The 13,119-nt window shown below is 70.5% G+C and carries 11 protein-coding genes and 2 pseudogenes; 6 read left to right on the top strand and 7 right to left on the bottom strand.

Annotation, left to right across the window (positions count from 1 at the left end):
• A pseudogene (locus tag G6030_RS03980) lies at positions 1–318 on the bottom strand (hypothetical protein); the annotation flags it as partial.
• Positions 319–432: 114 nt separating this feature from the next.
• Here G6030_RS03980 and G6030_RS03975 point away from each other — a divergent pair.
• Positions 433–1,401, top strand: coding sequence for a quinone oxidoreductase (locus G6030_RS03975; protein WP_182642273.1), 969 nt, complete (start codon positions 433–435; stop codon positions 1,399–1,401).
• Between the two features lie 20 nt (positions 1,402–1,421).
• Here the strand turns inward: G6030_RS03975 and G6030_RS03970 are convergent, their stop codons facing one another.
• Positions 1,422–2,438, bottom strand: a complete 1,017-nt coding sequence (locus tag G6030_RS03970; protein WP_347238569.1) for a heme o synthase — start codon at positions 2,436–2,438, stop codon at positions 1,422–1,424.
• Positions 2,439–2,613: 175 nt separating this feature from the next.
• Between G6030_RS03970 and tkt the strand changes: the two genes are divergently transcribed.
• From tkt to pgl, 5 genes are all read left to right on the top strand, one after another.
• A complete protein-coding gene (gene tkt / locus G6030_RS03965) occupies positions 2,614–4,722 on the top strand; it encodes a transketolase (protein ID WP_182642271.1) in 2,109 nt (702 codons plus the stop codon).
• Positions 4,722–5,828 (top strand): transaldolase, encoded by a 1,107-nt coding sequence (gene tal / locus G6030_RS03960; protein ID WP_241724136.1) that lies wholly within the window; start codon positions 4,722–4,724, stop codon positions 5,826–5,828. Before tkt ends, tal begins: the two co-directional genes overlap by 1 nt.
• Positions 5,829–5,842: 14 nt before the next feature.
• Positions 5,843–7,405, top strand: a complete 1,563-nt coding sequence (gene zwf / locus G6030_RS03955; RefSeq protein WP_182642274.1) for a glucose-6-phosphate dehydrogenase — start codon at positions 5,843–5,845, stop codon at positions 7,403–7,405.
• The gene (locus tag G6030_RS03950) at positions 7,402–8,322 is read left to right on the top strand and encodes a glucose-6-phosphate dehydrogenase assembly protein OpcA (RefSeq protein WP_311199433.1); all 921 of its coding nucleotides are present in this window, start codon (positions 7,402–7,404) and stop codon (positions 8,320–8,322) included. The genes zwf and G6030_RS03950 overlap by 4 nt, the downstream gene beginning before the upstream one ends.
• A 63-nt stretch (positions 8,323–8,385) precedes the next feature.
• Complete coding sequence (gene pgl, locus G6030_RS03945; RefSeq protein WP_182642269.1) at positions 8,386–9,108, top strand: 6-phosphogluconolactonase; 723 nt, start codon at positions 8,386–8,388, stop codon at positions 9,106–9,108.
• A 165-nt stretch (positions 9,109–9,273) separates the two neighbouring features.
• Here the strand turns inward: pgl and secG are convergent, their stop codons facing one another.
• The 5 genes and pseudogenes from secG to G6030_RS03920 form a co-directional block, all read right to left on the bottom strand.
• Positions 9,274–9,507, bottom strand: coding sequence for a preprotein translocase subunit SecG (gene secG / locus G6030_RS03940; protein ID WP_007628575.1), 234 nt, complete (start codon positions 9,505–9,507; stop codon positions 9,274–9,276).
• Between the two features lie 129 nt (positions 9,508–9,636).
• A complete protein-coding gene (tpiA, locus tag G6030_RS03935) occupies positions 9,637–10,422 on the bottom strand; it encodes a triose-phosphate isomerase (RefSeq protein ID WP_007628577.1) in 786 nt (261 codons plus the stop codon).
• Between the two features lie 31 nt (positions 10,423–10,453).
• Positions 10,454–11,671, bottom strand: coding sequence for a phosphoglycerate kinase (locus G6030_RS03930; protein ID WP_007628578.1), 1,218 nt, complete (start codon positions 11,669–11,671; stop codon positions 10,454–10,456).
• Positions 11,672–11,830: 159 nt separating this feature from the next.
• On the bottom strand, positions 11,831–12,847 hold the full coding sequence (gene gap, locus G6030_RS03925) for a type I glyceraldehyde-3-phosphate dehydrogenase (RefSeq protein WP_007628580.1): 1,017 nt from the start codon (positions 12,845–12,847) through the stop codon (positions 11,831–11,833).
• A gap of 120 nt (positions 12,848–12,967) precedes the next feature.
• Positions 12,968–13,119: pseudogene (locus G6030_RS03920) on the bottom strand (DNA-binding protein WhiA); the annotation flags it as partial.

Below are 13,119 nucleotides of genomic sequence, written 5' to 3'. Positions count from 1 at the left end.
ACGGCCGAGCGAGATCCCGCCGCCCGAACCGACCCCGCCGGCGGCGGCGGGAGCCGGGCTCGGCTTCTCCGGGGTCCCGGCCTCGGCGGCCGGCTTCTTCGCCTCCGGTGCGTCCTGGGCGGTGGAAGCCTGCTCGTCCGCGCCGGAGCCGGACGGCTCGGCCTGTGCGGCCGCGGGAACCGCCGTCGTCTCTTCAGCCGCTGTCGACGACTCGACGGGTTCGGACGCCGTATCGGATCCCGTCGTGGTGATCTCGGACCTGCCGGTGGCCCGGACTCGCGGCCCCCCGGCGTACTGGGAAAGGATCTGCAGGCTCATGGGGCGTAGCCTATCGCCTCCCCCGCCTCGGATCGGTCGGCACTCCCGCGTTGCCCCGAACCGCTGACGGCGCTCCGGCTGCGGCGGGCCGCGCCCTACCGGATACTGGGCGCCATGCGTGCGATCCAGATCTCCCGACACGGCGGCCCAGAGGTGCTCACACCGGTGGAGGTCGACGTGCCGTCGCCCGGCCCGGGTGAGGTGCTCGTCCGTACCCGCGCCATCGGGGTCAACTACATCGACACCTACTTCCGCGAGGGCGTCTACGAGCGGGACCTCCCGTTCATCCCGGGTAGCGAGGGTGCGGGGGTGATCGAGGCGGTCGGCGAGGGCACGCCCGACCTGGTCGCCGGCGACCGGGTGGCCTGGTGCCGGGTGCCCGGCTCCTACGCCCAGTACATCGTCGCCCCCGCCGAGTCGGTGGTCACCGTGCCGGAGGGAATCGACGACGACGTGGCGGCCTCGATGCTGCTGCAGGGGCTCACCGCGCACTATCTGATCACCGACACCCACCGGGCCTCGGCCGGCGATCACGTACTGATCACCGCCGGGGCGGGCGGCGTCGGCCAGCTCCTCATCCAGCTGGCGGTGGCCCACGGCTTCCGGGTGATCACGACGACCTCGACCGAGGAGAAGGCCGACCTCTGCCGCGAGCTCGGGGCGCACCACGTGCTGCTCTACCCGGAGGCCACGCCGGAGAGGGTGCGCGAGTTGGCGGAGGGGGGCGTCGCGGCCGTCTTCGACGGCGTGGGTAGGGACACCTTCGACGACAGTCTGGCGGTCCTCGCGCGGCGCGGCACGCTCGTGCTGTTCGGCGCCGCCAGCGGTCCGGTGCCGCCGGTGGATCCGCAGCGACTCAACGCGGCCGGCTCGGTGTTCCTCACACGCCCGACCCTCGCGGATTACATCGCGACGACGGAGGAGTTCCGCGGCCGGGCCGTCGAGGTCCTCGAAGGGGTCGTCGACGGCACGCTGCGGCTGTCGGTGGGGGCGACGTTCGGCCTGTCAGAGGCCGCGGAAGCGCACCGAGCCCTGCAGGAGCGGCGGACGACGGGTTCGGTGACACTCGATCCCGAGCGCTGAGCGGGACCCGCCGGACCCGGTCAGGCCAGCGGCAGGAGTTCCGCCACGGTCTGCAGTCCGAGCACCGCGTCGATGGACAGGGCCACGAAGACCCCGGCGAGGTAGTTGTTCGACAGGATGAACAGCTTGAGCGGCTTGACCTCGACGCCGCGGCGCACGCCCGCCTCGAGGCGGTGCGCCATGACGATGAACCACACGCCGAAGCCGATCGCGCCGGCCGCGTAGACCCAGCCCGCCGCGGGGATGAGCGCGAGCGTGCACAGCACGGTGACCCACGTGTAGATGGTGATGCGGCGGGTCACGCCCTCGGGACCCATGACCACGGGCAGCATCGGCACGCCGGCGGCCTTGTAGTCCTCCTTGTAACGCATGGCGAGGGCCCAGGTGTGCGGTGGCGTCCAGAAGAAGATGATGAGGAACAGCACGACCGCCTGCCACCAGTTATGGGGCTGACCGTCCGGTAGGTTGTCGGTGATGACCGCCCACGAGACGAAGACCGGCATGCAGCCCGCGGCGCCGCCCCAGACGACGTTCTGAGCGGTCCGGCGCTTGAGGATCATCGAGTACACGATCACGTAGAACAGGATCGTGATGAGGATGAAGAACGCCGCGAGCCAGCTGTTGGCCAGGAGCCCCAGCCATAGGATGCTGGCCACGCCGAGCACCAGGCCGAAGATCAGCGCGGCCCGCGGGGTGATCGCGTGGCGGGCGAGCGGGCGGCGCTCGGTGCGCTTCATCACCTGGTCGATGTCGTAGTCGACGACCATGTTGAGCGAGTTCGCGCTCGCCGCGCCCATCCAGCCGCCGACGAGGGTGAGCAGGACCAGAGAGAGGTGGATGTTCCCGCGATCCGCTTGCAGCAGGGCCGGGATAGCGGCGACGAGGAGTAACTCGATGACCCGCGGCTTGGTGAGGGCGATGTACGCCATCACCACGTCGACAACACGGGCCCGCCCGCTCGCCGGAGCCGGCCGCCCCGTGGACTCTGGAGGGGAGACTGATGGCCCCCCACTCCGGGTCGGGGTGGAATCGTGCACCGGAACTCCTCGCAGTAGACGTCAACGCACTACCGAGCCGATACTACGTCCCCCCTGCGCGGTCCGCGAAAGAGCGGGGGCGGGGACGGTACGCCCGCCGTGGCCGCGACCACTAAGGTGGTTCACGACATACGCGCGGATCCGCGCCGCACCCTCAGACCCGGGAGAACCACAAGTGACCAGCGCGTCGGAGATCACCGAGCTCACCACCGCCCGCCACCCATCCGACTGGACCGAACTGGACACCCGTGCAGTGGACACCGCGCGCGTCCTCGCCGCCGAGGCCGTGCAGAAGTGCGGCAGTGGTCACCCGGGCACGGCGATGAGCCTCGCCCCGCTTGCGTACACGCTCTACCAGCGCATCATGCGGCACGACCCGTCCGATCCGACGTGGGTGGGACGGGACCGGTTCATCCTGTCCTGCGGGCACACCTCGCTCACGCAGTACATCCAGCTGTACCTCGCCGGCTTCGGCCTCGAGCTCGAGGATCTCAAGGCCCTGCGCACCTGGGGCTCCAAGACCCCCGGCCACCCCGAGTGGCGGCACACCGACGGGGTCGAGATCACCACCGGCCCGCTCGGACAGGGACTGGCCTCCGCGGTCGGTATGGCGATGGCGGCGCGCTACGAGCGCGGGCTGTTCGACCCGGACACCCCCGCCGGCAAGAGCCCGTTCGACCACTTCATCTACGTGATCGCCTCCGACGGCGACATCCAGGAGGGCGTCACGGCCGAGGCCGCCTCGCTCGCGGGCACGCAGCAGCTCGGCAACCTCATCGCCATCTACGACGACAACGAGATCTCGATCGAGGACGACACCCGAATCGCGTTCAACGAGGACGTCGCGGCGCGCTACGAGGCCTACGGGTGGCACGTCCAGACGGTGAACGGCGGCGAGGACGTGGCCGCCATCGAGGAGGCGATCGCCGACGCACGAGCCGTCACGGACAAGCCCTCGATCATCGTCCTGCGCACGATCATCGCCTACCCGGCGCCGAACGCCATGAACACGGGCGCAGCGCACGGTGCCGCGCTGGGCCAGGACGAGGTCGATGCCGTCAAGGAGGCGCTCGGCATGGCCGGCACGGAGCCGTTCACCGTCGAGGACGAGGTGATCGCCCACACCCGTGCAGCCCGCGACCGCGGTGCGCGCGTCCACGCGCAGTGGAGCGACATGTTCCACGCCTGGGCCGAGGCGAACCCGGAGCGCAAGGCGCTGTTCGATCGGCTGTACTCGGGCCAGCTCCCCGAGGGCTGGGACGCGGGTCTGCCCACCTGGGAGGCCGATCCCAAGGGCGTCGCCACCCGCAAGGCCTCCGCCGAGGCCATCCAGGCCCTCGCCGCCACGCTTCCGGAGCTGTGGGGTGGGTCCGCCGACCTCGCCGGCTCCAACAACACCCCCATCAAGGGCGCGGACTCGTTCGGCCCCGCGTCGATCACCACCGACACGTGGACCGCCTCCCCCTACGGGCGGAACCTGCACTTCGGTGTCCGCGAACACGCGATGGGCGCGATCCTCAACGGCATCGCACTCCACGGCCCCACCCGCCCGTACGGTGGGACGTTCCTCATCTTCAGCGAGTACATGCGCCCGGCCGTCCGGCTGGCCGCGCTCCAGGGCAGCAACGCCTACTACGTGTGGACCCACGACTCGATCGGTCTCGGCGAGGACGGCCCGACCCACCAGCCGGTCGAGCAGCTCGCGGCGCTGCGCGCGATCCCGGGGCTGGCGATCCTCCGTCCGGCCGACGCCAACGAGACCGCCGCCGCCTGGCGGGCGATGCTGGAGGCGCTCGACGGACCCAAGGGGCTGTGCCTGACCCGGCAGAACGTACCCGTGCTCGAGGGCACCGCGCAGCTCGCCCGTGAGGGTGTCGAGCGGGGCGGCTACGTCCTCGCCGAGGCGTCGACGGGTACCCCCGAGGTGATCCTCATCGGCACCGGGTCCGAGGTCCAGCTGGCCGTGGCCGCTCGGGAGACCCTCGAGGCCGAGGGCGTGCCCACGCGAGTGGTCTCCATGCCCTGTGTCGAGTTCTTCGACCAGCAGGACGCCGAGTACCGCGAGTCGGTCCTCCCGCGCGCCGTGCGCGCCCGGGTCTCGGTCGAGGCCGGTATCGCGATGCCGTGGTACCGGTTCCTCGGAGACGCGGGCCGAGCCGTCTCGCTCGAGCACTTCGGCGCCTCCGCGCCCTACGAGACCCTGTTCACCGAATTCGGGATCACCGCCGACGCGGTGGTTTCCGCCGCCCGCGAGTCGCTCGCGGCCGTTGCCGGGGAGGCATGATGACCAACGCGAATCTCGCCGCTCTCAGTGCCGCCGGAGTCTCCGTGTGGCTCGACGACCTGTCCCGTCAGCTCCTCGCCTCCGGTGAGCTCGAGAAGCGGGTGGCGGAGTACTCGATCGTGGGCGTGACCACCAACCCGGCGATCTTCCAGTCGGCGCTGGCGGACTCGTCGGCGTACGAGAGCGCCCTCACCGAGGCGGTGCGGGCCGACCGCGAACTCGCCTCCGTGGTCCGCGCGCTCACCACCGCTGACGTCCGGGACGCCTGTGACCTGTTCGCGCCGACCTATCGGGCGACCGACGGCGTGGACGGTCGCGTCTCCCTCGAGGTCGACCCGGGCCTGGCACACGACACGGCGGAGACCGTCCAGCAGGCGGTCGAGCTCTCCGCCGCGGTCGACCGGCCCAACGTGATGATCAAGATCCCCGCCACCGCGGCGGGCCTGCCGGCGATCACCGATGTCATCGGCAAGGGCATCGACGTCAACGTCACGCTGATCTTCTCGGCGGACCAGTACCGGAAGGTCGCGGAGGCGTACCTCACCGGCCTCGAGCAGGCCGTGGCCGCCGGGCACGATCTGTCGTCGATCCACTCGGTGGCGTCGGTGTTCGTCTCCCGTCTGGACACCGAGATCGACTCTCGCCTGCCGGAGTCGTCGGAACTGCGCGGCCAGGCCGGGCTCGCCAACGCCCGCCTGTGCCAGGAGGTCTACGACGAGGTATTCGACCCGGCCGGCCGATTCGGCGAGCTGGCGGACCGCGGCGCCCGGCCGCAGCGGCTGCTCTGGGCCTCCACGGGCGTCAAGGATCCGGCGTACCCCGACACGCTGTACGTGACCGGCCTGGTCACGCGCGGGACCGTCAACACGATGCCCTTCGCGACGATGCAGGCGTTCGGCGACCACGGTGTGGTGGAGGGTGACACGGTGCGGGGCACCGCTGAGGCTTCCCGCGCCACCCTCGACGCGCTGCGTGCCGAGGGCATCGACCTGGACGAGGTCTTCGCGCTGCTCGAGCGCCAGGGCGTGGAGAAGTTCGTCACCGCTTGGGACGATCTGCTGGACACGGTGAGGGCGCGGATCGACGAGATCCCGTCGGATTCGTGACCGGTCCCGGCCGTCTGGACACGTCCGGCGCCGATAGCTCGACAGGGGCCCCCGAGGGATGGGTCAACCCGCTCCGGGACCCCCGCGACCGGCGGCTGCCGCGGATCGCGGGGCCCTCCGGCCTCGTGATCTTCGGCGTCACCGGTGACCTGTCCAAGAAGAAGCTCATCCCGGCGATCTACGATCTCGCCAACCGGGGTCTGCTCCCGCCCGGCTTCTCCCTCATCGGGTTCGGTCGGCGTAAGTGGGCGCACGAGGAGTTCGCGGCGTTCGCCCGCGAACAGGCCCGCGAGCGCTGCCGGACACCGTTCCGTGAGGACGTGTGGGAGCAACTCGCCGCGGGACTGAGGTTCGTGACCGGAACCTTCGACGACGACGAGGGCTTCGACCGCCTGGCGGACCAGCTGGTCGCGCTCGAGGCGGAGCGGGGCACGGCTGGCAACTACGCGTTCTACCTGTCGATCCCCCCGGATGACTTCCCGACCGTGTGCCGGCACCTCGATCGCACCGGGTGCACGCGGGGTCCCGAGGGATCCTGGCGCCGGGTGGTCATCGAGAAACCCTTCGGTCATGACCTGGCCAGTGCGCGCGAGCTCAACACGGTCGTGGGGGCGGTGTTCCCCGAGGACTCGGTGTTCCGTATCGACCACTACCTCGGCAAGGAGACGGTCCAGAACATCCTGGCGTTGCGCTTCGCAAACCAGCTCTTCGAGCCGGTGTGGAACGCCAACCACGTCGACCACGTCCAGATCACGATGGCCGAGGACATCGGTCTCGGCGGGCGGGCCGGGTACTACGACGGTATCGGTGCCGCGCGCGACGTCATCCAGAACCACCTCATCCAGCTGATGGCGCTCGTGGCGATGGAGGAGCCGACCGATTTCTCCGCCGCCGCGCTGCGTGCGGAGAAGACCAAGGTCCTCGAGTCCACCTCGCTGGCGTTGCCGATCTCCCAGACCGCCGCGCGCGGTCAGTACGCCGGCGGCTGGCAGGGCTCCGAGCAGGTCGTCGGGCTGAAGGACGAGGAGGGCTACGACCCGTCCTCGACGACCGAGACCTACGCGGCCATCACCCTGGAGGTCCACAACCGACGGTGGGCGGGCGTCCCGTTCTACCTGCGCACCGGTAAGCGCCTGGGGCGCCGCGTCACCGAGATCGCGGTCGTCTTCCGGCGCGCCCCGCACCTGCCGTTCGACGCCACGATGACGCAGGAGCTGGGGCAGAACGCCCTCGTGATCCGCGTCCAGCCGGACGAGGGGGTCACCCTGCGGTTCGGGTCGAAGGTGCCGGGGACGGCGATGGAGGTCCGGGACGTCAACATGGACTTCGCCTACGGCGAGGCGTTCACCGAATCCTCGCCCGAGGCGTACGAGCGACTCATCCTCGACGTGCTGCTGGGCGAGCCGTCCCTCTTCCCCGTCTCGCGTGAGGTGGAGCTGAGCTGGCAACTGCTCGACCCGGTCCTGCGTGAGTGGGAGTCGGAGGGCCAACCCGAGCAGTACCAGGCGGGCACCTGGGGGCCCAGGGGCGCCGACGAGATCCTGGCCCGCAGCGGCCGCGCATGGAGGCGACCGTGATCATCGACCTACCCGACACCTCGACCCGCGCGATCGCCAAGAAGCTCGTGCAGATCCGCGAGGAGGCGGGCCTGAGCACGATCGGCCGCGTCCTCACGCTGATCGTCATCACCGACCACGTCCGTGGGAGCGAGTCGGCGATCGACGCGGCGAACGAGGCCAGCCGGGAGCACCCGTGCCGCGTCATCGTGGTCATCCGGGGGCGGCGCGCCGACGCCGATCGGCTGGACGGCCAGATCCGCGTCGGCGGCGATGCCGGCGCGGCGGAGGTCGTCGTGTTGCGCACGTCCGGCGCGATGGCGTCGCAGTCGGCGTCCCTCGTGACGCCGCTGCTGCTCCCCGACACCCCGCTCGCCGTGTGGTGGCCCCGCCACTCCCCGACGCTGCTGTCCGAGGACCGCGTGGGTCGGCTCGCCCGGCGCCGCATCGTCGACTCGGACGCCGAGGGGCATCCGACGGACGCCCTGGCCAAGCGAGCGGCCGGGTACTCGCCGGGTGACACCGACCTGGCGTGGGCGCGCATCACCCACTGGCGTTCGTTGCTGGCCGCGACCCTCGATCGCCCCCCTTTCGAGCCGATCACGGGCGCCACCGTCTGTGGGCCGGAGCGTGCGGCGTCGGTGGACCTCGCGGGCGGGTGGCTGGCGTCCCGCCTCGGGATCGACGTCCTGCGCGCGGTCGGGCCGAGGATGGTCGTGCTGGAGCGTGCCTCCGGGTCCATCGTCATCGAGCAGGTCAGCGCGACCTCCGCGGAGCTGCGCATCACCGGGCAGTCCCCCACCCGGGTCGCTCTCGTGGGTCGGAGTGTGGCCGACTGTCTGGCGGAGGAGTTGCGCCGCATGGACACTGATGGTGTGTACGCGGACGCGTTGGCCAACCACGATCGCGTCATCTACACCTCGGCGTCGGTTCGCTGAGCCGGGTCCGAAAGGGCCGGCACCCGCGTCCGTTCCCACCCCACCACCACGACAGGAGCGTCGATGTCAGTCAGCCGTCATCTCGTCCACGAGAACGCGGAGTCCCTCGCGGAGGCCGCCGCCCTCGCCGCGGCCGGCCACCTCAACGAACGCGTCGCCGCGGCCGGCCGGGCGACGCTCTCCCTGACCGGTGGTTCGGTAGGCGTGAAGACGGCCGCCGCGCTCGCCGGAACCGAGGTCGACTGGAGCCGGGTCACGATCTTCCTCGGGGATGAGCGCTTCGTCCCGGCCGATCACCCCGACCGCAACGACGGACAGCTCGCCGAGGTCCTGCTCGATGCCGTCGGCGACCGGGCCACCATCCACCGCTGGCCGGCGCGCGGCGGCGAGTTCGACGACGTCGACGCCGCCGCGGAGGCATTCCTCGCCGAGGTGGACCTACCCGGTGGCGACGAGCCGTTGTTCGACGTGACGCTCCTCGGGATGGGGCCGGAGGGGCACATCGACTCCCTCTTCCCGCACACCCCGGCGATCGCCGAGACCGACCGGCTGGCGGTGGGCGTCCGCGACTGTCCCAAGCCGCCGCCGGAGCGACTCACCTTCACGCTGCCGGCGGTGCGCCGGTCGCGGCACGTCATCGTCGTGGCCACCGGAGACGGGAAGGCCGAGGCGGTCGCGAAGGGTCTGGGTGGCGCCGATCCGGCGGACTGGCCGGTCGCCGGGGCCGTCGGCACCGAGTCCACGACCTACCACCTCGACGGGCCCGCCGCCTCGCTGGTGAGCTGACGCCGGCCCTGCACCGCTCGTCGGCCCGGCGCCACGGTGCCGGCTCAGCGCCGCAGAGCCGGCCCGGCGCCACGTCGGATCACCCGGGACGACGAAACGGGGTGCGCGCCCTCCCTCGTGGGAGAGTGCACACCCCGTTTCGCGCGTATGGGCCCCGAGCGGGGATCAGCCGAAGCGGACGAGCAGGCCGACGGCGATGATCGCGATCACCCAGAGGACCGCGACGACCACGGTGACCCGGTCCAGGTTGCGCTCGACGACGCTCGAGCCCGACAGGCTCGACTGGACACCGCCACCGAACAGCGAGGACAGGCCGCCGCCCTTGCCGCGGTGCAGCAGGATGAACAGCATCAGCAGCAGGCTGGTGATGATGAGGAAGATGTCCAGGGCGAGCTTCATGTAGGGATCGTGCCTCACGTCAGGTCGGGCGGTCGGGTGCGACCGCTACAGACTACCCGGTCGGGCGTCCGCGGTTGATCCCGGCGTGCCGGTCCGACGAGGGCCCGACCCGCCGGGGGCGGGAACGGATCAGGGCAGCGGACCGCCGGCGGCGATAGCGCACAGCTGGGCGAACTCGTCGGGCTTGAGCGACGCCCCGCCCACCAGACCGCCGTCGACGTCGGGCTGCTCGAGCAGCTCGCCGACATTCGAGGCGTTGACGCTTCCGCCGTACAGCACGCGCATCGACTCGGCCGTCTCGGCGTCGGCGAGCTCGGCCAGGGCCGAACGGATGGCCGCGCACACCTCCTGCGCGTCGGCGGCGGAGGCGGTCTTGCCGGTTCCGATCGCCCATACCGGTTCGTACGCGATGACCGTGGAGGCCAACTGCGCGGTCGTCAGACCCTCCAGCGAACCCTTGAGCTGGTTCACGACGAAGTCCACGTGGTCACCGGCCTCGCGGACCTCGAGCTTCTCCCCCACGCAGACGATCGGGGTCAGGCCGTGACGGTGGGCGGCCGCGGCCTTGGCCGCGACCAGTTCGTCCGTCTCGGCGTGGTAGTCGCGGCGCTCGGAGTGGCCCACGACGACATAGGTGCAGCCGAGCTTCGCGAGCATGGAGGCCGAGATCTCACCGGTGTAGGCGCCGGACTCGTGCACCGAGACGTCCTGGGCACCGTAGGCGAAGCCCAGCTTGTCACCTTCGATGACGATCTGGACGCCCCGGATGTCGGTGAACGGCGGGATGAACGCCACGTCGACCTTCTCGAGGTACTTCTCCGGGAGGGAGAAGGCGACTTTCTGCACGAGCGCGATCGCCTCGAGGTGGTTGAGGTTCATCTTCCAGTTGCCGGCGATGAGCGGGGTGCGTGCCATGTTCTCTCCTTGTGGTTCCTGGGTGTCCGGGTCAGTTGCCGCGCTCGAGGGCGGTGACGCCGGGCAGTTCCTTACCCTCCAGGTACTCCAGCGAGGCGCCGCCGCCGGTGGAGATGTGGGAGAAGTTCTCCTCGCCGAGCCCCAGGGTGCGCACGGCGGCCGCCGAGTCGCCGCCACCGACGACGGAGAACGCGCCGGCGGAGGTCGCGGTGATGATCGCCTCGGCGACGCCGCGGGTGCCGGCGGAGAAGGCCTCGAACTCGAACACGCCCATCGGCCCGTTCCAGAACACGGTCTTGGCCGAGGTGAGCTTCTCGGCGAAGGCGGCGACCGACTCGGGGCCGATGTCCAGGCCCATCTTGCCCTCGGGGATCGCGTCGGCGGGAACCGTGGTGTGGGGGGCGTCGGCGGCGAACCCGTCGGCGGCGACGACGTCCACGGGGAGCGTGATGACGTCGCCGTACTTGGCCAACAGGTCCTTGCAGGTGTCGATCATCTCCTCCTGCAGCAGCGAGGAGCCCACGCCGTGGCCCTGCGCGGCGAGGAAGGTGAAGCACATGCCGCCGCCGATGACGAGGGTGTCGACCTTCGGTGCCAGCGCCTCGATCACGGCGAGCTTGTCCGAGACCTTGGATCCACCGAGGACCACCGCGTACGGACGCTTCGGGTCCCCCGTGAGGTCGGCGAGCACGTCGACCTCGCTCTGCACGAGGTCGCCCGCGTAGGCCGGCAGGAGCTTGGCGACGTCGTAGACGGAGGCCTGGGCGCGGTGGACCACGCCGAAGCCGTTGGAGACGAACGCGCCGTCCTCGCCCACGAGGCTCGCGAGTTCCGCGGCGAACGCGGCGCGCTCTGACTCGTCCTTGCTCGTCTCGCGGGGATCGAAGCGGACGTTCTCGACCAGCAGGACGTCGCCGTCGGTCAGGCCGTTGGCCCGCTCACGCGCGTCCGGCCCCACCACGTCACCGGCGAGCTGGACGTACCGCCCCAGCTCATCTCCCAGCTTCTCCGCCACGGGCGCGAGGGAGAACTCGGGATCGGCCTCGCCCTTGGGGCGGCCGAGATGGGCGGTGATCACGAGTGCCGCGCCCGCGTCGAGCAGCGCGTTGAGCGTGGGCAGCGAAGCGGTGATGCGACCGGCGTCGGTGATGGTCTTCCCGTCGAGCGGGACGTTGAGGTCGCAGCGGACGAGGATCTTACGGCCCTCTACGCCGGCGTCGAGCAGGTCGGAGAGCGTGCTCACGGCCATGTGGTGGAACTCCTGTCGGAAGAACTGTGGGTGGGTCACCGGGTGGGTGGACTGACCGTGCGGCGCCGGTCGATGTGCGCCGGGCCCGGCCGGGACGCTCGCGGCGTCCCCGGACCGGGCCCGGTGTGTGGTACGGGTGTCGTCAGGCCCTCAAGGCTCTCAGAGCGACTTGCCGACCAGGCCGATGAGGTCGGCCAGGCGGTTGGAGTAGCCCCACTCGTTGTCGTACCAGGAGGCGATCTTGATCTGGCCGTCGATCGCCTTGGTCAGCGGCGCGTCGAAGATCGACGAGTGCGGATCGGTGACGATGTCAGAGGAGACGATCGGGTCCTCGGTGTACTTGAGGATGCCCTTCATCGGGCCCTCGGCGGCGGCCTTGACCGCGGCGTTGACCTCGTCGACCGAGGCCTTCTTCTCGAGCTCGACGGTGAGGTCGGTCAGGGAGCCGGTGGGCAGCGGGACGCGCACGGCGTAGCCGTCGAACTTGCCCTTGAGCTCGGGCAGCACCAGGGAGACGGCCTTGGCGGCACCGGTGGAGGTCGGGACCATGTTCAGCGCGGCGGCGCGGGCACGACGCGGGTCCTTGTGGGGCGCGTCCTGCAGATTCTGGTCCTGGGTGTACGCGTGAATCGTGGTCATGAGGCCCTTGACGATGCCGAACTCGTCGGACAGCACCTTGGCCACGGGCGCGAGGCAGTTGGTGGTGCAGGAGGCGTTCGAGATGATCGTCTGCGAGCCGTCGTACTTGTCGTCGTTGACACCCATCACGATGGTGATGTCCTCGTCCGACGCGGGGGCCGAGATGATGACCTTCTTGGCGCCGCCCTCGAGGTGGCCGCGGGCCTTCTCCGCCGAGGTGAAGATGCCGGTGGACTCGACGACGACGTCGACGCCGTAGTCACCCCACGGCACGGAGGCGGGGCCCTCCTTGATGGCGAGCGCCCCGATCTTGGTCCCGCCGACCGTGATCGAGTTGTCGTCGTAGGTGACGTCCTTGCCGAGGCGACCGAGGATCGAGTCGTACTTGAGCAGGTGAGCGAGCATGTCGTTCGTGGTCAGGTCGTTGACGGCCACGATCTCGATGTCCGTCTTGCCCTCGGCCTTGAGAGCCTCCACCGCGCGGTAGAAGTTGCGGCCGATACGTCCGAATCCGTTGATGCCTACGCGCACGGTCACGTGATGTCTCCTTATTGGTGGTGCGAGAACGCTGGACGTCACCGGGGCCGGGTGGGGCCCGGGGACGTGACCCAGACTACCCGCCGGTGCCCGGCCCCGTGCAGGGTGTTCTGGGGTCGATCAGGCGTCGTCGAGCATGTCCTCGGTCACCACGGACTCGGTGTCCGGGATGCCGAGCTCGGCGGCCTTGCGGTCCGCCATCGACAGCAGCCGCCGGATGCGGCCGGCGACGGCGTCCTTGGTCATGGGCGGATCGGCGAGCTGTCCGAGTT

It is taken from the genome of Dietzia sp. E1, from assembly GCF_014145015.1.
In the GTDB taxonomy this organism is placed as follows: Bacteria; Actinomycetota; Actinomycetes; order Mycobacteriales; family Mycobacteriaceae; genus Dietzia; species Dietzia cinnamea_A.
The sequence above is the reverse complement of the archived record's forward strand: the minus strand, read 5'-3'. Positions and strand labels throughout refer to the sequence as shown.

Excerpts from the sequence above, each read along its gene's own strand:
- G6030_RS03975 (WP_182642273.1), top strand. The coding sequence starts at position 433 with ATGCGTGCGATCCAGATCTCCCGACACGGCGGCCCAGAGGTGCTCACA.
- tal (WP_241724136.1), top strand. The coding sequence starts at position 4,722 with ATGACCAACGCGAATCTCGCCGCTCTCAGTGCCGCCGGAGTCTCCGTG.
- pgl (WP_182642269.1), top strand. The coding sequence starts at position 8,386 with ATGTCAGTCAGCCGTCATCTCGTCCACGAGAACGCGGAGTCCCTCGCG.
- secG (WP_007628575.1), bottom strand. The coding sequence starts at position 9,507 with ATGAAGCTCGCCCTGGACATCTTCCTCATCATCACCAGCCTGCTGCTG.
- tpiA (WP_007628577.1), bottom strand. The coding sequence starts at position 10,422 with ATGGCACGCACCCCGCTCATCGCCGGCAACTGGAAGATGAACCTCAAC.
- G6030_RS03930 (WP_007628578.1), bottom strand. The coding sequence starts at position 11,671 with ATGGCCGTGAGCACGCTCTCCGACCTGCTCGACGCCGGCGTAGAGGGC.